This is a genomic window from Chloroflexota bacterium, from assembly GCA_011322445.1.
In the GTDB taxonomy this organism is placed as follows: domain Bacteria; phylum Chloroflexota; class Anaerolineae; order Anaerolineales; family DRMV01; genus DRMV01.
Genome location: DRMV01000032.1, coordinates 1 through 17,399, shown reverse-complemented (window position 1 = coordinate 17,399; position 17,399 = coordinate 1). Strand labels below are relative to the sequence as shown.

Annotated in this window: 19 protein-coding genes and 1 other RNA gene; 15 read left to right on the top strand and 5 right to left on the bottom strand. The window is 63.6% G+C overall.

The annotated features are described in order from the left end of the window. Positions 1–55 precede the first annotated feature (55 nt). From obgE to ENJ54_05455, 12 genes are all read left to right on the top strand, one after another. On the top strand, positions 56–1,339 hold the full coding sequence (gene obgE / locus ENJ54_05510; protein HFC09293.1) for a GTPase ObgE: 1,284 nt from the start codon (positions 56–58) through the stop codon (positions 1,337–1,339). After that, positions 1,315–1,944, top strand: coding sequence for a nicotinate (nicotinamide) nucleotide adenylyltransferase (gene nadD / locus ENJ54_05505; GenBank protein HFC09292.1), 630 nt, complete (start codon positions 1,315–1,317; stop codon positions 1,942–1,944). Before obgE ends, nadD begins: the two co-directional genes overlap by 25 nt. 108 nt (positions 1,945–2,052) lie before the next feature. Then, the gene (locus ENJ54_05500; GenBank protein ID HFC09291.1) at positions 2,053–2,460 is read left to right on the top strand and encodes a phage holin family protein; all 408 of its coding nucleotides are present in this window, start codon (positions 2,053–2,055) and stop codon (positions 2,458–2,460) included. Position 2,461: 1 nt separating this feature from the next. Beyond that, the gene (locus ENJ54_05495) at positions 2,462–2,821 is read left to right on the top strand and encodes a hypothetical protein (GenBank protein ID HFC09290.1); all 360 of its coding nucleotides are present in this window, start codon (positions 2,462–2,464) and stop codon (positions 2,819–2,821) included. Beyond that, entirely contained in the window at positions 2,818–3,690 is an 873-nt protein-coding gene (locus ENJ54_05490) for a hypothetical protein (GenBank protein HFC09289.1), read from the top strand. The genes ENJ54_05495 and ENJ54_05490 overlap by 4 nt, the downstream gene beginning before the upstream one ends. A gap of 24 nt (positions 3,691–3,714) precedes the next feature. Then, positions 3,715–5,562 carry a serine/threonine protein kinase gene (locus tag ENJ54_05485; protein HFC09288.1) on the top strand — a complete coding sequence of 616 codons (1,848 nt, stop codon included), beginning with the start codon at positions 3,715–3,717 and terminating at the stop codon, positions 5,560–5,562. Between the two features lie 32 nt (positions 5,563–5,594). Then, a complete protein-coding gene (locus ENJ54_05480; protein HFC09287.1) occupies positions 5,595–6,359 on the top strand; it encodes a triose-phosphate isomerase in 765 nt (254 codons plus the stop codon). A 35-nt stretch (positions 6,360–6,394) separates the two neighbouring features. Further along, a complete protein-coding gene (gene moaA, locus ENJ54_05475; GenBank protein HFC09286.1) occupies positions 6,395–7,375 on the top strand; it encodes a GTP 3',8-cyclase MoaA in 981 nt (326 codons plus the stop codon). Next, complete coding sequence (locus ENJ54_05470) at positions 7,365–8,111, top strand: HAD family hydrolase (protein ID HFC09285.1); 747 nt, start codon at positions 7,365–7,367, stop codon at positions 8,109–8,111. Before moaA ends, ENJ54_05470 begins: the two co-directional genes overlap by 11 nt. Continuing rightward, positions 8,112–8,702, top strand: coding sequence for a DNA-3-methyladenine glycosylase (locus tag ENJ54_05465; GenBank protein HFC09284.1), 591 nt, complete (start codon positions 8,112–8,114; stop codon positions 8,700–8,702). Positions 8,703–8,720: 18 nt separating this feature from the next. Next, a complete protein-coding gene (locus ENJ54_05460; protein HFC09283.1) occupies positions 8,721–9,533 on the top strand; it encodes an enoyl-ACP reductase in 813 nt (270 codons plus the stop codon). A 2-nt stretch (positions 9,534–9,535) separates the two neighbouring features. Next, complete coding sequence (locus tag ENJ54_05455) at positions 9,536–10,009, top strand: hypothetical protein (protein HFC09282.1); 474 nt, start codon at positions 9,536–9,538, stop codon at positions 10,007–10,009. A gap of 85 nt (positions 10,010–10,094) precedes the next feature. On the opposite strand, the gene ENJ54_05450 is transcribed toward ENJ54_05455, so the two are convergent. The 5 genes from ENJ54_05450 to ENJ54_05430 all read right to left on the bottom strand — a co-directional run bounded on the left by ENJ54_05450 (position 10,095) and on the right by ENJ54_05430 (position 14,434). After that, a complete protein-coding gene (locus ENJ54_05450) occupies positions 10,095–10,763 on the bottom strand; it encodes an FHA domain-containing protein (protein HFC09281.1) in 669 nt (222 codons plus the stop codon). Between the two features lie 31 nt (positions 10,764–10,794). Then, an RNA gene (rnpB, locus tag ENJ54_05445) (RNase P RNA component class A) lies at positions 10,795–11,196 on the bottom strand. 17 nt (positions 11,197–11,213) lie between these two features. Continuing rightward, positions 11,214–12,074, bottom strand: a complete 861-nt coding sequence (gene aroE / locus ENJ54_05440) for a shikimate dehydrogenase (protein ID HFC09280.1) — start codon at positions 12,072–12,074, stop codon at positions 11,214–11,216. A 53-nt stretch (positions 12,075–12,127) separates the two neighbouring features. Beyond that, on the bottom strand, positions 12,128–13,456 hold the full coding sequence (gene aroA / locus ENJ54_05435) for a 3-phosphoshikimate 1-carboxyvinyltransferase (GenBank protein ID HFC09279.1): 1,329 nt from the start codon (positions 13,454–13,456) through the stop codon (positions 12,128–12,130). After that, positions 13,457–14,434, bottom strand: coding sequence for a LysR family transcriptional regulator (locus tag ENJ54_05430; GenBank protein HFC09278.1), 978 nt, complete (start codon positions 14,432–14,434; stop codon positions 13,457–13,459). It abuts the gene before it with no gap. 172 nt (positions 14,435–14,606) lie between these two features. On the opposite strand from ENJ54_05430, the gene ENJ54_05425 reads away from it, so the two are divergent. The 3 genes from ENJ54_05425 to ENJ54_05415 form a co-directional block, all read left to right on the top strand. Beyond that, complete coding sequence (locus ENJ54_05425; protein HFC09277.1) at positions 14,607–16,217, top strand: hypothetical protein; 1,611 nt, start codon at positions 14,607–14,609, stop codon at positions 16,215–16,217. A gap of 172 nt (positions 16,218–16,389) precedes the next feature. Beyond that, complete coding sequence (locus ENJ54_05420; GenBank protein ID HFC09276.1) at positions 16,390–16,896, top strand: hypothetical protein; 507 nt, start codon at positions 16,390–16,392, stop codon at positions 16,894–16,896. A gap of 25 nt (positions 16,897–16,921) precedes the next feature. Continuing rightward, positions 16,922–17,399: alcohol dehydrogenase (locus ENJ54_05415; protein ID HFC09275.1), on the top strand; the 478-nt coding region annotated here is incomplete at its 3' end.

The following is a 17,399-nucleotide window of genomic DNA, read 5'->3' as shown; positions in this document are numbered from 1 at the left end:
CTGTACCGGCTGGCGCACGCTGCAACCGCTTACGCCCCAGAAGGTTTTGGCTGTTATGACGCAGTTTATTGACGAAGCGCAAATTCTCGTCCGCTCGGGTAAAGGCGGCGATGGGATGGTGCATTTTCGCCGTGAGAAGTACGTGCCTAAGGGCGGTCCTGATGGCGGCGATGGGGGCCGTGGCGGCGATGTGGTGCTGGAGGTCAACCCGCACCTCAACACTTTGGCACATTTTCGTTTTCAGAAGCGCTTCATCGCCAAAGATGGCGGGCGCGGCGGCCCGGCACGCATGAGCGGGAAGTCGGCCTCGCCGCTGGTGGTGCCTGTGCCTCCCGGCACCGTGGTGTACGACGCCGACACCGGTGAACTGCTGGGCGACCTGACCGAGCCAGGCCAGCGCCTCGTGGTGGCCAGAGGCGGTCGCGGCGGACGGGGCAACGTGCATTTTGCCTCCTCCCGCAACCGGGTGCCCCGCCTGGCCGAGCGCGGCGAGCCAGGCCAGGAACGGCACCTGCGGCTGGAACTCAAACTCATCGCCGACGTGGGGCTTGTGGGGGTGCCAAATGCCGGTAAATCGACTTTCCTGAGCCGGGTCACCAACGCCAAGCCCAAGATCGCCCCTTACCCCTTTACGACCATTACCCCTAATTTGGGTGTGGCGCAACTGGATGTTGATAAAACCCTCGTGCTGGCCGACATTCCCGGCCTGATTGAGGGCGCGCACCAGGGCATTGGGTTGGGGCACGACTTCCTGCGCCACGTTCAGCGGACGCGGGTGCTCATTCATTTGCTCGATGGCCTTTCGACCGACCCCCTGGTTGATTTCGCGCAGATCAACACCGAACTGGCGTTGTTTGACCCCGATCTGGCAGAAAAGCCGCAAGTGGTGGCTTTCAACAAGATGGATTTGCCCGAAGTGGCCGAGCGCTGGCCCGAGGTGGAAGCCGCGCTGAAGGCGCGCGGCTATCAGGTTTTCCCTGTTTCGGCGGTGACCGGCGAAGGGGTGAAGCAAGTGCTGTGGCGAGCGGCCGAGATTTTGGATACCTTGCCGCCGGTGCCTCCTGCTGAAGCCGATGCTGTGCCGGTTTATCGCCCCGAAGAAGACCCGCGGGCGTTTACCATCGAGCGCCTGTCGGAGGGCTTCCGGGTGCATTGCCCTGCGCTGGAACGCGCTGCGGCGATGACTTATTGGGAATACGATGAGTCGGTGCGGCGTTTTCACCGCATTTTGGCTGCTTTGGGCATTGAGGCGGCGCTGCGCGAGGCCGGTGTGCAGGAAGGCGATACCGTCTTCATCGGCGATTATGAACTGGAATGGCGCGAGGAGGCTTCCCTATGAGCCGACCGATGCGGATTGGTGTGTTCGGTGGCACGTTCGATCCGCCGCATCTCGGGCACCTCATTCTGGCCGCCGAGGCGCATTTCCAGTTGGGGTTGGACAAGGTGCTGTGGGTGCTCACGCCCGACCCACCGCACAAGCGCAACATGCCACATACGCCCTGGCCGCGGCGTGCGGCAATGGTGCTGGCTGCCATTGGCGATAATCCGGCCTTTGAACTCAGCACGGTGGATATTGAGCGCCCGGGCCCCCACTACGCCGTGGATACCATGCGCCTGCTGCGGGCGTCTCAGCCGCACGCCCAGTGGGTCTATTTGATGGGCGGTGATTCCCTCCACGGCCTACCTACATGGCACCGTGTGCGGGAATTCCTGGACCTGTGCGACGAACTCGGCATCATGCGCCGCCCCGGTGATGAAATTGATTTGACGATCGCGGAATCTTGCCTTCCGGGCGTGGTGAGCAAGGTGCGTTTTGTCAATGCGCCGTTATTGCAAATTGCCGCCCGTGAACTGCGGGAACGCGCTGCCAAGGGCGCGCCCATTCGCTATTACCTGCCGGAAGCGGTTTACGCGCTCATTCAGGAATGGCGGCTTTACCGCTAATCTGCACCTTGCAACCTGCACCTTGCAACCTGCACCTTGCAACTTGCATCCTGCATCCTGCATCCTGCAACTTGTATCCTGCAACCTGCCCCTTGACGGAGGCTGTTTATGAAGCGCTTTCTTCTTCGACTGGTTGTCAACGCCATCGCACTCTACGTTGCGGTCAAAATTGTGCCGGGGGTGCATCCGCAAAGCACCCACTGGTACGCTTACCTGTGGCTGGCGTTGATTTTTGGGGTGGTCAATGCCTTGCTGCGCCCGTTGCTCAAACTTCTTACCTGCCCGCTGATTGTGCTGACGCTGGGACTGTTTACGCTGATTATCAACGCGTCGATGTTTGCCCTGGCCGGATGGATTGGCTCTCGTTTCGGGGTGGGCTTCACGGTTGATGGCTTTTGGGCGGCCTTTTGGGGTGGCGTGGTGACCAGCCTGGTTGCCATTGTGTTGGGGCTGTTCGTCAAGGATGAAGATGAAGCCCACGGCGAGGTCAAGGTTGTGGTTGTGAAGGATAAGTGAAATGCAATCCCGAAGTGCGCGCTGGCTGGCTTTCCTGGTAGCAATAGCGGTGGGGGTGGGGCTGGGGTTGTATTACGGCTGGGTGGTCAGCCCGGTGGCGTATGTGGATACCGCGCCCAATACGCTGCGGGCCGACTACAAGGCCGATTACGTTCTCATGGTCGCGGAAGCCTACCAGGCCGATGGCGATTTGCCCGCTGCCCGCCGGGCGCTGGCGTTGTTGGGAGACGACCCTGCTGCTTCGGTGCAGGCGGCCATCACTTTTGGCACAGCGCATGGCTATGCTTCACAAGATCTCTACGCCCTGCAGCAATTGCTTGCCGCGTTGCAATCCCAGCCGGTGGAGGGAAGCAGCCCATGAACCGTCGTCGGCCGTGGTTTTTGCTGACCGGCTTGCTGCTGGGGCTGGGGGTGGGGTTGTTCCTGGCGTGGGTGGTGTTTCCGGTGCGTTACACCGAAACGGCGCCCGATACCCTGCGGCCGGATTTCAAAGAAGCCTACCGGGCGTTGATTGCCCGGGCGTATGCTTATGACCACAACCTGCCGCGTGCGCGGGCTCGGTTGCGTTTGTTAGGGGAAAGCCAGCCTGCCGAGGCGTTAGCAGCCCAGGCGCAGCGGGCGCTGGCCGCTGGCAGGCCCCCGGCAGAAGTCCACGCGTTGGGAGAATTGGCGGCTGCGCTGGGGCAGGCGCCAGGCGCGCGGCTGCCTGTGACGGCTTCCCTCGCGGTGGGGACTGCAAGCGCCTCGGCGACCGCGCCCCCTGCGGCCACGCCCACCCTGGTGGCGATGGCTTCCCCTACCCGCGGCGCGACGCCTTCCCCGGTGCCTTCGGGCTTCCCTACCTTGCCCCCTACGCCGACCCCCTTGCCCACCCGCACCCCTCAGCCCGTCAGCACGGCCGGCGCGCCGTTGGTGCTGCGGGCGCTCAAGCCCTATTGCGACCCCGACGGTGGCCCGCTGTTGCGCATTTTCGTGCGCGATGCGGCCGGCAACCCTTTGCCCGGCGTGGAAATCAACATCCACTGGCTGGGCGGTGATGAGCGCATTTACACGGGCCTCAAGCCCGATGTGGACCTCGGTTATGCCGATTTTCTCATGGTGCAGGATGAGGTGTATCAGGTGCGCCCAGCTTATGGCGTGGCGGTGACCGATTTGCGCCCCCGCGAGTGTCAGACCGACGAAGGCTCCCGTTTTTGGGGCGGCTGGACGTTGACTTTCGTGCAGCCGTAGCCGCGAAAGCAAAAGGAGATTGTGATGGCTTTCATGCCAGGTGCTCAAGTCGGCCCTTATCAGATTTTGGAACAATTGGGGCAGGGCGGCATGGCGACGGTGTACAAAGCGTATCATCCCGCACTGGACCGCTATGTCGCGCTGAAGGCATTGCACCCTGCGTTTATGGAAGACCCCAATTTTCTGGAACGCTTCCGGCGTGAGGCGCGGGTGGTCGCGCGCCTCGACCACCCCAACATTGTGCCGGTGTATGACTTCAGCGAGCACGAGGGACGCCCTTATTTGGTGATGAAGTTTGTGGAAGGCGAGACGCTGAAAGCGCGCTTGCAACGCGGTCCCCTGACCCTGGATGAAATTGGCCGAATTGCCGAAGCAGTCGGCGCGGCATTGACGTATGCTCACGAGCAGGGCGTGCTTCACCGCGATGTCAAGCCTTCCAATGTGCTCCTCAGCACCGATGGCCGCATTTACCTCACCGATTTTGGGCTGGCGCGCATCGCCCAGGCCGGGGAATCTACCCTTTCCAGCGACCGTTTGCTGGGCACGCCGCAGTATATTTCCCCTGAGCAGGCGTTGGGCAAGGGCGATCTCGATGCCCGCACCGACATCTATGCTTTTGGGGTGATGCTCTACGAAATGCTGCTGGGGCGGGTGCCTTACAATGCCGATACACCTTATGCCATCATCCACGACCACATTTACGCCCCCCTGCCCCGCCCGCGCGACCTCAACCCCAACCTGCCGCCTGCGCTTGAACGGGTGTTGCTCAAAGCGTTGGCGAAGCAGCCCGAAGACCGCTTTGCCGATGTGCCCGCCTTGATGGAAGCCTTGCAGCAGGCCCTGGCCGAAGCCGACGGTTTCCAGGCCATGCCGGCAGAGCCGCCGCGCGGTCTGGTGAACACCCTCGGCAATGCACCTGCTGGTGCGGCCACGTTGCCGGCCACGGGAACCTCCGTTGCCCCAACCGTGGCGACATTGCCGGCAGCGTCAGCGGGCGCATCTTCGGGGGAGCGCCCCTCTGCTGAAACACCGCCGGAGCCTGCCGCTTCGTCGCGCCGCAGCCGCCGCTGGGTGTGGGGGGTGTTGGGTGTCGTGGTGCTGGTGGGGTTGGCCGCTGGCGCGCTGTGGTGGGCGCGCCAGACTTCGCACACTGCCCTGCCTTCCTCAGAAGCGCCTCACCATACTGCCACGGCACAGCCTTCGGCGGCGTTGGATGCAATCCCTGCGGCGGTGCTCGACGACCCAGCCCTGGCGGGCGCTGTGCAGGCTGTGAAAGACGCCCCACAGTCGCCCGAGGTCTGGCTGGCTTTGGCGGCCCAGGCGTGGGAACACCAGCACCCCGCGTGGGAGACGTTGGAAGAGGGCATTACCCTGGCGCGCCAGCGTCGCGACTGGCAGGTGCTGGCCGATACAGCCGAGGAACTGGCACACGATGGTTACACTTTGCCAGCAGCCCGGCTTGGCCTGGCGGCTTATACCGTTTCTCCGCCGCAGGACCGTCGCGACCGCGAAGAGGCGTTGCGGGGGCTGGTTTTCGACGCTGCCCTCACCCAGGATTTCCCCCGCCATTTGCCTTTCCAGGCTTTAAGCGCCGTCAACCCGCAACTGGCGGCGGCAGCCTATGCCCGTTACAATTACCTTGTCGCTGGCAATGTCGAAACCGGCGACCGCTTTTTCTTGCCTTTGAAGAAGGCCCACCCCGACCTGCCCGAAGTGTTGCTGGTCGATGCCGAGCGGGCGTTTTTCGTGGAACACGATAGTCGGAGAGCCCTTGCTTTGTTGCAAAGGGTGTTTGACCATGCCGAACAGATGCCCGCGTGGGCGTTCAAGGTGGCTCGTGAAGACAAAGCGTTGTTTTCTAAGCAGCCTTGATGCCCACCGCGCGCCCTTTTCAGGAGGTTGCGATGCGTAAGCCCTTTGTTGCTGGAAACTGGAAGATGCACAAAACTGTGGAAGAGGCCCGCCTGCTGGTTTCCGAAATGCTGGATGGCCTGCAGGCTGTGGAGGGCGTGGAGAAGGTGCTTTGCCCGCCTTTCCCCGCGCTGCTGCCTGTGGCCGCCATGCTGGCCGGCACCGACATTGGCCTGGGCGCCCAAAACATGCACTGGGAAGAGGAAGGGGCGTTCACCGGCGAGGTTTCCCCGCGCATGGTGGCCGAGTTTGCCCGCTTCGTGATCTTGGGGCACTCTGAGCGCCGGGCCTACTTTGGGGAAACCGACGAAACCGTGCACCGTAAGGTGGAGGCGGCTTTGAAGCACGACCTGACCCCCATTGTTTGCGTGGGTGAGACCCTGGCCGAGCGCGAAGCCGGGCAGACCGAGGCGGTCATCACGCGGCAGGTGCGCGGTGCTTTGGCCGGCTTCCCTGCCGACGCGGTGGCCGCGATGGTGCTGGCCTACGAGCCGGTGTGGGCCATTGGCACGGGCAAGGCTGCCACGCCCGAAGAGGCCAACCGGGTGGTCAAAGATATCATTCGCGCCACCCTGGCCGACCTGTTTGGGGCCGAAACCGCCGAGGCTGTGCGGGTGCTTTACGGTGGCTCGGTGAAGCCTCACAACGCAGCGCCTTTCTTTGCCCAGCCCGACATTGACGGCGCGCTGGTAGGCGGCGCCAGCCTGAAAGCCGACCAGTTCGTTGCCATCGCCGCCGCTGCTGCTGAGAACGCCTGAAACCTGCGCCAACCCCTCTGGCCGAATGGACCCCCATGCCCTACGACCGCTTTGGACGCCGTTTACATTACCTTCGCATTAGCCTGACCGATCGCTGCAACCTGCGCTGCGTGTATTGCATGCCCGAAGATATGACCTTCGTGCCCAACGCGGCGCTGATGCAGGATGACGAAATCTTGCGCCTGGTGCGTATTTTTGCCTCGCTGGGTGTGGATAAAATTCGCCTTACGGGCGGTGAGCCGACCGTGCGCCCGAACGTGGTGGAACTGGTGCGCGGCATTCGTCACACGCCCGGCATTCGCGAAATCACGATGACGACCAACGGCATCTTGTTGAGCCGGCTGGCGCAACCGCTCGCCGAGGCGGGGTTGAACCGCGTCAATGTCAGCCTCGATACGCTGCACGCAGGCAAGTTCCGCCGTTTGACCCGTTGGGGCGACATCGAAGACGTGCTCGATGGCATCCACGCTGCCGAAGAGGCCGGGTTGCAGCCCGTCAAAATCAACGCGGTGGTGGTGCGCGGCTATAACGAGGAAGACGTCGTGGAAATGGCGCGCTTGACGGTGGAACACCCCTGGCAGGTGCGTTTCATTGAGATGATGCCGTTTGCCGGGGCTACCGACTTCCAGCGGCTGATGTTGGTCACGGCTGAGCAGATGAAAGTGCGCATCGAGGCCGCGTTAGGGCCGCTGGAGCCGGTGGATGGCGGGCGGCTGGACGGCGAAGCCCGCCTCTTTCGGCTGCCGGGAGCGCGTGGGCAGGTCGGCTTCATTGCCTCCGTCAGCCAGCCGTTTTGCGCGGCCTGCACCCGTCTGCGTCTGACCGCCGACGGCCACCTGCGCCTTTGCCTGTTGCGGGAAGACGAAGTGGATCTCCTCACACCGCTGCGGGAAGGCGCTTCGGATGAAGACTTGCGCCGCTTGATAGCTACTGCAGCCTGGCGCAAGCCTTGGGGGCATGGCCTGGCCCAAGGGGAAGCCCCGCAGGACCGTACCATGAGCCAAATTGGCGGCTGATGCCGCTGTTGGGAGGTTTTTCTTGAGTATCCAAGCCGTAATCTTCGACCTGGATGGCACTTTGCGCGTTTCCCGCCCGCGTTGGGAGGAAATTTTCATCCGCGAGGCCAAGGCGCTGGGAGCGCACCCCACGCCTGAAGACGAATGGAGGGTGCAACGCTGGGCGCATTACTTTTGGGCAGGTTCCGATGAGTTGCACCGCTTGTTGCGCACCTATGGCGAAAGCGACAAGTTCTGGATTGGCTACAATCGCGAGCGTTTGCTTCGCCTGGGCTGCGACGCCGCCTGTGCCGACCGCCTGGCCGAGCCACTGTTCCACCGCCTCAACCATTTGCAAGAGATTGTGCAAGACGTGGTGCCCGAAGACGTCCTCCCCACCCTGCAAAGGCTGCGGCAGCAAGGCTATCGGTTGGGGTTGTTTACCAACCGCCGCGAGCCCCTCAACGGCTACCTGGAAGAGATCGGTCTGGCCGATTACCTCGATTTTGCCCTGGTGGCGGGCGAGGTGGGGGTGTGGAAACCGGCACCGGAAGCCTTCCTGAAGGCTGCCGAAACGGCCGGCGTGCCGCCTCACCAGGCCGCCTATGTAGGCGACAACTACTACGCCGACATTGTGGGTGCGCGACGTGCCGGGTTGCTGCCGGTGTTGCTCGATCCTTTGGCGCTGTTCCCCGAAGCACAAAACCCGGTCATCCGCCGGATTGGCGAGTTGCCGCGCGTGCTGGAGGCGCACTGAATGGGTGAACGCGTTCCCCGGGCTTTTTTCGCCCGCCCCACGCTGGAAGTGGCGCGTGACCTTTTGGGGGCGCGCCTGGTGCATCGGGAAGCCGATGGCCGCCGGGTGGCGGGCATCGTCGTGGAAACTGAAGCCTACATCGGCGAGGAAGACCAGGGCTGCCATGCCCGCGCCGGGCGCACGCCGCGCACCGCGGTGATGTATGGCCCGCCGGGGCATGCTTACGTTTACTTCACTTACGGCATGCACTGGCTTTTCAATGTCGTCACCGAGCGGGAAGGCTTCCCCGCGGCGGTGCTGGTGCGGGCGCTGTGGCCGCTGGAAGGGTTAGACCTCATCGCCGCCCGCCGCCGCGGCCGCCCCCGCCGCGAATGGACCAATGGCCCCGCCAAACTCTGCCAGGCCCTGGCCATTGATGGCCGCTACCACGGTGCAGACCTCTGCGCCCCTGATGCCGACCTCTTTCTGGAGTTCGACCGCACTTTCTCCGACGAAAGCGTGACCATTGGGCCGCGTGTGGGTTTAAACACAGTGCCGGAGCCGTGGAAGAGCATCCCCTGGCGGTTTCGCGTGCATATCACCCAGCCCTGACGAAACAAGGAGGCAAAGATGGGTTTACTGGAAGGCAAAAATGCCTTGATTTTCGGCGTTGCAAACAACCGTTCCATTGCCTGGGGCATTACGCAGGCATTCCAGCGGGAAGGCGCACACATTGGCCTGAGCTACGCTGGCCCGGCGTTGGAGCGGCGGGTGCGTAAACTGGCCGATGAAATCGGCTGCACTTTCGTCGAACCGTGCGATGTGACCCAAGACGACCAGATTGAAGCCCTGGTGGAAAAGGCCAAGGCCTATTTTGGGCATATCGACATCCTCGTGCATGCGGTGGCTTATGCCGAGCGGGAAGACCTTGCCCGGCCGTATTACCAGACCAGCCGCAGCGGCTTCCACACGGCAATGGACGTGAGCGTCTATTCGTTCACCGCCCTGGCCCGGGCTTTCCAGCCGCTGATGCCGCCGGGCGGTGCTTTGCTGACCATGACTTATTACGGCGGGGTCAAGGTGGTGCCGCACTACAACGTCATGGGCGTTGCCAAAGCCGCACTGGAAGCCAGTGTGCGCTATCTGGCTTATGACCTGGGCAGGATGGGGCTGCGGGTCAATGCCATTTCCGCCGGGCCCATCCGCACCCTTTCGGCCGCGGGGATTGCGGGGTTCCGCTCGCTTTACAAGACCATTTTGGAACTTTCGCCCCTCAAGGAAGACATCACCACCGAAGATATCGGCCACGCGGCGGTGTTCCTGGCTTCCGATATGGCGCGCCGCATTACCGGCGAGGTGCTGTATGTGGATGCGGGGTATAATGTGATGGGTTTCCCCGACCCGGATGCCCTCGAAAAACTCGTGGAAAAGGTGAGTGACTGAACATGTTTCGTCGTGGTGGACGCCGCATTCCTGCAAGTGAAGAAGCCACTGCTGCCCCACCCCCCGCCGCGCCGTTAGGGCGGGTGACCTCGGTGCTGGGGCCGGAGGTGCGGGTCAAGGGCCGCATCACCGGCCGCGGTGGCATTCGAGTGGAAGGCTCGTTTGAAGGTGAGATTGATTTCGATGGCCTGCTGGTGGTGGCAGAAAGCGGGCGTGTGACGTGTGAAGAGGCTCGCGCGAAAACGATCATCGTGGCGGGCATTTTCAAGGGCAACATTGTGGCAGAACGGGTGGAAATTCGGCGCACCGGCCGTGTGTGGGGTGATGTGGTGACCACTTCGTTTGCCACCGAGGAGGGCGCTTTCTTGCGCGGGCAGATTCGCATGGAAGAGCAGTTGCCCGCCGAGGAAGCCCCGCCTGCCGAAGCGGAAGCCCCGCCCGAAGCCAAGGCGGACGCCACTGAAGCCGAAGAATAGAGCACAGCCCCTCACAACGAGGGGCTGTTTTTTAGAGGTTGAGGGATTGCTGCCGTGGTCTTCCTGTGGCTCGGCCCTGTGGCGATTAAGGGATTTCCGGGTTGTCCAGGCGCAGGCCGTGCCCGCGCACGGTAACGATGTAGGCGTGAGCGGGGTCGACGGCAGCCAGGCGGTCGCGCAGACGGCGCACCAGGGCATCCAGCGCCTGGTTAGAGATGCCGATGGCTTCTTCGCCCCACACCGCGCGGATGATTTCTTCGCGCGGCACGACCTCGCCTTCCCGCCGGTAGAGCGTGGTGAGCAGGCGGAACTGGGCTGCGGAGAGCGGCGGAAAGATTTCCTGCCCGCGCAGCCACACCTGGTGGGTTGCCGGGTCGAGGCGCAGGGCTTTGTGGGTGGGTGGCGAGGCGCTCTCGGCGGCATCCAGCGGCAGCGTGGCGTCGGAACTGGCGACCAGAAAGCGTTGGGCGAGGGCAATTTGCACCACGTCGCCGTCTTCTAAGCGCACTGGCGCGGCCACGCGCGTCCCGTTCAGGTGGGTGCCGTTTTTGCTGCGCAGGTCTTCGAGCAGCAGCCCGCGCGAGGTGGGGGCAAGGCGAGCATGGCGGCGCGAGACCTGCCGGTCGGGAATGACGATGTCGCAGGCCGGGTCGCGCCCGATGGTGATGGGGCGTTCTACCGTCCAGCGCATGCCGTCCAGCGGGCCGCCTTGGGCGATGAGCATGAAAAGCAGGTCTTCAGGCGATGAAGTCATGGGTATGCCTCGCGCATCAGCGTAGGGGAAAGCCCTGGGGCGGCCTGTAAGCCGCATTCTGTCCAGCAGGGGAACCTGCCTGGGTGGTCATCTGTCTGGGCCGGGGCGTTACCGCCTCGGCTCGGTGCGGCCTACCCGGGGCTCGAGGGGTGCGGGCCACACCCCGGCGGCACGCGGCCGCCTTTGCCCCTGCTTGGCCTTGCTCCTGGCGGGGGTTGCCTGGCCGCGCCGGTTACCCGACGCGCCGGTGGGCTCTTACCCCACCTTTTCACCCTTGCCCGCACCTGCGCCGCAGCGCAGGCCGCTGGCGGTTTGTTTCTGTGGCCCTATCCGAGGGGTTACCCCCTCCCGGGCGTTACCCGGCGCCATGCCCTGTGGAGTGCGGACTTTCCTCGACAGCCCTGACGGCTGCCGCGACCACCCGGCCGCCCCAAAGCTTCCGCTGTAATCTTAAGGCTTTTGGGGAAGGTTGTCAACCAGTGGAGCGCAGCCTGTCCAGCGCCGAAAGGCCAGCGCGGCCTGGGCGACCAGCATACCCCAGCCGTTGGCCGCCGCGAGGCCGGCGGCGCGTGCCTGTTGCAGCAGGCGGGTTTCGGCAGGGTTGTACACCAGGTCGTACACTCGCGCCTGGGGCGGGAAAGCGGCTGCGGAAGGCCAGGGGCTGGTTTCGGCGCGCGGGGCCATGCCCAGGGGGGTGGCGTTCACGATAAGGTCGGGCGGTGGGAGGAGGGTGGCGCGCTGCGCCCACGGCAGAGGGCGGCACAGCGCGCCGGAAGGATGGCTTGCGGCGGCTTTCAGGGCGGCGCACAGCGTGGCGGCTTGCGCAGGCTGCCGGGCGGCGACGGTTACTTCCCAGCCTGCCTGCAGCAGTGCGTAAGTGACGGCGCGCGCCGCGCCGCCCGCGCCGAGCACCAGCGCCCGGTGGGGGCGGGTTGCCCAGGCGCCGAAGTGCGCCTGCAGGTCGTGTAGGAAGCCGGGGGCATCGGTGTTGTCGCCCCACAGGCGGCCGTGGTCGGCCCAGAGGGTGTTGACCGCGCCGATGGCAGCCGCTGCGGGGGTGAAATCGTCGAGCCACGGCAGCACGCGCTGTTTGTGGGGAATGGTGACGTTCAACCCGTGGATTTCCTCGCGCCGGAGGGCTTCCAGGTGGGCACGAAGTGCCTCGGGGTGTCCCGGCGGCACTTCGTATAGCCGGTATTCCCCCGCGAGGCCGCAGCGCCTGAGAAAGCCGCGGTGCAGTTCCGGCGAGCGGCTGTGGCTTAGCGGGTAGCCGAGAAGGCCCAGGGCGTAGAAAGTTCGGGGGGAGGGCATGAGGGGAGGTGTCGGGCGTCAGGTGTCAAGGGGCAAGGGTCGGGTGTGGGGTCTCAGGGGGTGAGGGTGAGGGGAGCACCCAGAGTGCGCAGGCTTTCGGCAAAAGAAGGGAACGATTGTGCGATGATTTCCGCCCCTTGCACGGTGATGGGTGCACGCGCCGCCAGCCCGGCCACGGCAAAAGCCATGGCAATGCGATGGTCGCCGCCGCCATCCAGCACGCCGCCGTGCCACGGCTGCCCGCCGTGAATGCGGAAGCCGTCGGGCAAGGCTTCGGCGTTGACCCCCAGCGTTTGCAAGCGTCCGACGATGGCGGCAATGCGGTCGCTTTCCTTGTGGCGGAGTTCGGCTGCGTCATGGACGACGGTTTCTCCCTCGGCGAAGGCTGCCACCACCGCAAAAGCCGGAAATTCGTCCACCATGCGTACCACCAGGTCGCCTGTGATGGTGATGCCGTGCAAGTGGGGGGTATAGGCGATGGTAATGTCGCCGTAAGGTTCGCCGTAGGTTTCGCCGCGCGGGGTCACTTCCAGCGCGGCACCCATGTGTTGCAGCGCATCCAGGAAGCCGGTGCGGCCGGGGTTGAGGAGCACCCCCCGTAAGGTGATGCGGCTGCCGGGGGTAATGGCCGCGGCCGCGAGGGGGAAGGCCGCGGAGGAAATGTCGCCCGGGAGGCTGAGATTCAGGGGCGGGATGTGGGAGGGGATCGGCGGCGAGAGGCGCACGGTCAAGGGGGCAGGGCGTTCCACTGGCAGCCCTAAGGCAGCAAACATGCGCTCGGTGTGGTCGCGCGAAAGCGCGGGTTCGGTCAGGGTGGTGGGGGCGTTAGCGGCCAGGGCGGCCAATAAGAGCGCGGTTTTGACCTGCGCTGAAGCCACCGGCAGGCGGTAGGTCAGGCCGCGTAGCGGCTGGTTGGCAGGGCGGGCTTCTAAAATCAACGGCGCGTGGCCGTCGGCGTCGTGAATGGGAACACCCATGGCCTGCAAGGGGGCTGTGACGCGCCGCATGGGGCGGCGTCGCAGCCCTGGCGAGCCGTCCAACACGGCGGGCGCCCCCGCGGCGGCCAGAAAGCCTGCCAGCAGGCGCATGGTGGTGGCCGAATGGCCGCAGTGCAGCCTGGGCGCCCTGGCAGCGCGTGGGATGCCTTCCAGGCCGCGGCCGCGCACCCGCAGGGCCGTGGCTTCCATCTTCCACGGGATGCCGAGTGTTTGCAGGGCTTCCAGCAGGGGGTGGGTCACACCGGCGTTCAGGAAGTTGGCAATGCGGCTTTCGCCGTGAGCCAGGGCGGCAAAGAGCGCCGCACGATGGGAAAGCGATTTGTCGCCCGGCAGGGTCAGTTCGCCGCGCAAGGGGCGGCTGGCGGGGGAGACGGTCAGTTGCATTTAGGCTTTGCCTTGTTCCAGCAGGTGATAGAGGGCTTTGAAGTCGGGGTGGCGAGCCTGCTGGATGACTTCGCGCAGGTGAGGGAATTCGGATGTCAGGGTTTCCAGAAAAGCCAGCGCAGCAGGGTGCAGGGGCATATCCTGTGGCCAGATGGCTTTGAGGTAGCGTTTGAGCGGGGCGTCAGTGAGGGTGATGATGTGCAGGCGGTGGGCGTCTTCGGGGGTGAGCATGCACTCCGGCAGCAGCGAGACGCCGATGCCGTGGGAAACTGCTTTTTTGATGGCGTCGGGTTGGTCGAGTTCGGCGATGATGCGGGGGTGGGTGTGGTGTTGAGCGAAGAGGTTTTCCATCCAGCGGCGCGTTTGCGCCTGCGGGGGACGCGCGATGAAAGGCTGTTGGTGCAGGCTGCTGAGGGGTAGGGTTTGATGGGCGATCCATGGCTCGGAGGGTGGAGTGATGAGCACGAAGGGGCTCTCTTGCAACACGGTGTAGGCAACCGCTTTTTCGTCGGGAAGTTCCCCCTCGATGAGGCCGAGGTGGAGGGTGTGGCGGGCAACCGCGGCCACGATTTCAGAAGTAGTGGCTGTGTGCAGGTGCACCATGATGTGGGGGTGCTGGGCGACGAAGGTTTTGAGCCACGCGGGGAAGCAGTGGGCTGAGAGGGAAGGAGTGTTGCCGAGGTGAAGGTGGCGGGTAAGCGGCGCGTCGTGCAGCCCCGCGGCCAGCGCGTCTTCCGCGGCCAGCAGCAGCCAATGCACCGCGTGGGCGTATCGCTGGAGGGTGTGCCCCTCACTGGTCAGCCGGGCGCCGTGGGGCGTGCGCTCGAACAGTTTTACCCCCAGCAGGGCTTCCAACTGGCGCACTTTTTGGCTGACGGCAGGCTGGGTCAACAACAGGGCTTCGGCGGCTTTGTTGAAACTGCCGTGCTCGGCGACGGCCAGAAAGACGCGCAGCCAGGAAGGTGTTAGGAGGGACATGGGGGCCTCACAAGGGGCAGGGTATAAGTTTCAATTATAGCATCTGTAAGCAGTTGGGGACGACGCTTTTGGGGGCTTCCCTTCTATAATGTGAGAGCAAAATGAGAGCCTGGCATCGGTAAGTCTTATTTTGCCTCATTTTTGCCCAAGATTCAAGGAGGAGGTTCGGAAGATGGCGAAGTTCAAGAACGGTTATGAAGGCGTGGGATGGCTGAAGCGCCAATGGCCGTGGTGGACGGCAGGTGTGCTGACGGCCAGTGCTGAAATCATCAACTTTCTCTTTTTGCCTTTGGGGCATCCCAAGCACAAGTTTGTGGGGGTCACCAGTGGTATGGCCCGCATGTTGGCAGGGGTGGAAAGCACCCTCTTCGGTGGCAGCCTGATTGCCACCAGGCCCGATTATCAGCCTTCCATTCAGTGGGTCATCATCGGCGCGATGGTTGCGGCGCTGGCGTTTGCCTGGCTGGAGGGCGAGTTCCGCTCGTGGGCGAAGTATCCCAAGAAGGGGCTCTTCTTCGTCGCTTTGGGTGCTTTTCTCTTCGCATGGGGCACCCGTGTAGCCGGCGGCTGCACGCTGCACCACCTCTTGGGCGGCTTTGCGGCGATGAACCTCAAAAGCTGGGTCGTGATGACCTCGGCGACCATCGGCGCCCTGGTAGGGTTTGTGGTGCTGCGTAACCTCAACCTTTCGCAGTATTTCAAGAGTCAGGAAACCCTTTGGTTTACCCTCGAGGCGGCAAAGCGTGGCTGGGCCGATGGCCTGACGGCCTCGGATGATGTCAAAGACTCCAAGGGCTTGCGCTATGCCTTGTATGTGATTTTGGGCGTGATCGTCGTCGTTGTGATCTACAACGCCTTTGCTGGCAACGGCTACGCGCTGAAGATGGGATGGGCCGACAGCATTGAGAAGACCAAAATTTATGGCAGCATGCTCATCGGCAAGAATTTGGGCAACATTTTCATGCTGTTGGTGGTCGGGATGCTGCTGGGCACTTCGGTTGCCAAGACCGGCTTCGGCACCGAATGCGGCCTGATCAACCCCGAACTGGGGCGAGAAGTGGAGAAGGGTGAAGTGCAGTCGGCTCGCCGCTGGCGCATCCCCTACTCGCTGCGCACGGTGTTCGTTTCGTTCCAGCCTTTCTCGGCGCTGAGTTTGCACATCTTCCTCACTGGCCTGGTGATGTTCATCGCTTTTGCCTTCTTCGGCATTATGGAAGGCCACCACTGGGCTACTGAGGCGTTTGCGGCCACTTATGTCGGCCCTGAATTCCACACGGTGGGCATTAGCGCCAGCAGCATCCGGGTGCAAACCACCCTGCCGATGGATATTTTCGGCGGCCTGCTGCTTGGTTTGGGCACCATCTTCATGATTGGCTGCGAGTTCCGTAACTACGGCCGCACCGGCCTGCTTTACATCACGGGCTTGCTGATCTGGCCGTTCTTCTATGTCGGCTACCTGCCCTACACGCTGGCCCGCGATTTCTGGGATGGCTTGATGGCGAGCATGCCTTACGCTCCGACCACTTTCGTGCCCGCCTTGTTGGCCCCGCACAGCCATGTGCTGCAGGTGTTGATCTATGCTCTCTATCTGGCGTTCTGGCTCTACATGTTCTTCTGGGCTGTGCGCCGGGGTGCCCGCAATGTGGGTGTGAAACCGAGCGAGATTGTGAAGATGTCTTCCGAAGACATGTATCTCTCTCGGTTGGAGAAACTGGAAGCCGAGGGCCGCATGGAAGAGATCGACCGGCTGGAGAAAGAACTCTACGAGATGGCTCAGAAATAGGCGACCTGACGATGCCAGGACGGGAAGCCTTGTGTGGGGGCGGGAGATTCTCCCGCCCCTCACGCGTTGTTGCGGGTACAATTAGAGTAGCCTCGGTTATGGAGAGCCCAGTGTGCCACCAACGGCGTGCGAGGGGCCGTAACCGGGGGAGCGTCATTAAGGAGGTCACACGATGGCAAAGAAGCGTCGAAAGGCAAGCATTGCGCGGCGCCCTCGTTTGGCGGCCTGCCGCGGCGGGCTGGCAGCAGGGTTGGTGCTGGCGGTGGTGTATGCCGTCTTGATGATGAGCATCACGGTGTGGGGGTGGCGTGGTTTAGGCCAGGGGACGGTGGTGGTTTGGGGCGTGGCGCAGGCTGTGCTGGCGTATGGGGTTTTTTGCCTTTACCGCCGCCAGCGGGCGGCGCGGTGGGGCGCGGTGGCGGCGGTGTTGGCGATGAGTGCGGTGTTTACGTTTGTGCCCCCTTCGCCGTTTCTGGGCGCGGCACTTCAGGCGCTGGCGCTGGCAGGGTTTAGCTTGGTCTTGTATGATTTGCAGAAAGTGCTCGGCGTACCGATGATGTTGCCGGGCGGGTTGATCTTTCTTTCGGTCATTGCCAGCCTGCTCAATTCGCCGCTGATGGCTTTTGTGGGGCTGGCGTTCCTGGCGCTGGGCAGCGCGTTGGCGTTGACCCGGCTCTAAGGGGCTTCCGCCCCGGGAGGTGCCCATGCGCGGCTTGTGGTTGGAAGATCGCACGCTGACTTACCGCACCGACCTGCCCATGCCCGACTTGCAGCCAGGAGAGGCGCTGCTGCGGGTGCGGCTGGCGGGTATCTGTGCGACCGACCTGGAGATGGTGAAGGGTTATTACCCCTTTACCGGTGTGCTGGGGCATGAATTTGTGGGTGAGGTGGTGCGAGCGCCCGCTGCCCCGGCATGGGAAGGCCGCCGCGTGGTGGGCGAAATCAATGCGGCTTGTGGGCATTGTGCCCAGTGCCTTGCCGGGCGCCCCACCCACTGCGAGAACCGCACCGTGTTGGGTATTTGGGGGCGCAACGGTGTGTTTGCCGAATATACCACCCTGCCCATCGCCAACCTGCACCCTGTGCCCGATGAGGTGCCCGATGAAATGGCGGTGTTTACCGAACCACTGGCCGCGGCGCTGGAAGTTCAGCAGCAGGTGCACATTCGCCCTGACGATAGCG

Coding starts and splice junctions, on each gene's coding strand:
- obgE (HFC09293.1), top strand. CDS start 56: ATGACGCAGTTTATTGACGAAGCGCAAATTCTCGTCCGCTCGGGTAAA.
- nadD (HFC09292.1), top strand. CDS start 1,315: ATGGCGCGAGGAGGCTTCCCTATGAGCCGACCGATGCGGATTGGTGTG.
- ENJ54_05500 (HFC09291.1), top strand. CDS start 2,053: ATGAAGCGCTTTCTTCTTCGACTGGTTGTCAACGCCATCGCACTCTAC.
- ENJ54_05495 (HFC09290.1), top strand. CDS start 2,462: ATGCAATCCCGAAGTGCGCGCTGGCTGGCTTTCCTGGTAGCAATAGCG.
- ENJ54_05490 (HFC09289.1), top strand. CDS start 2,818: ATGAACCGTCGTCGGCCGTGGTTTTTGCTGACCGGCTTGCTGCTGGGG.
- ENJ54_05485 (HFC09288.1), top strand. CDS start 3,715: ATGGCTTTCATGCCAGGTGCTCAAGTCGGCCCTTATCAGATTTTGGAA.
- ENJ54_05480 (HFC09287.1), top strand. CDS start 5,595: ATGCGTAAGCCCTTTGTTGCTGGAAACTGGAAGATGCACAAAACTGTG.
- moaA (HFC09286.1), top strand. CDS start 6,395: ATGCCCTACGACCGCTTTGGACGCCGTTTACATTACCTTCGCATTAGC.
- ENJ54_05465 (HFC09284.1), top strand. CDS start 8,112: ATGGGTGAACGCGTTCCCCGGGCTTTTTTCGCCCGCCCCACGCTGGAA.
- ENJ54_05460 (HFC09283.1), top strand. CDS start 8,721: ATGGGTTTACTGGAAGGCAAAAATGCCTTGATTTTCGGCGTTGCAAAC.
- ENJ54_05455 (HFC09282.1), top strand. CDS start 9,536: ATGTTTCGTCGTGGTGGACGCCGCATTCCTGCAAGTGAAGAAGCCACT.
- ENJ54_05450 (HFC09281.1), bottom strand. CDS start 10,763: ATGACTTCATCGCCTGAAGACCTGCTTTTCATGCTCATCGCCCAAGGC.
- aroE (HFC09280.1), bottom strand. CDS start 12,074: ATGCCCTCCCCCCGAACTTTCTACGCCCTGGGCCTTCTCGGCTACCCG.
- aroA (HFC09279.1), bottom strand. CDS start 13,456: ATGCAACTGACCGTCTCCCCCGCCAGCCGCCCCTTGCGCGGCGAACTG.
- ENJ54_05430 (HFC09278.1), bottom strand. CDS start 14,434: ATGTCCCTCCTAACACCTTCCTGGCTGCGCGTCTTTCTGGCCGTCGCC.
- ENJ54_05425 (HFC09277.1), top strand. CDS start 14,607: ATGGCGAAGTTCAAGAACGGTTATGAAGGCGTGGGATGGCTGAAGCGC.
- ENJ54_05420 (HFC09276.1), top strand. CDS start 16,390: ATGGCAAAGAAGCGTCGAAAGGCAAGCATTGCGCGGCGCCCTCGTTTG.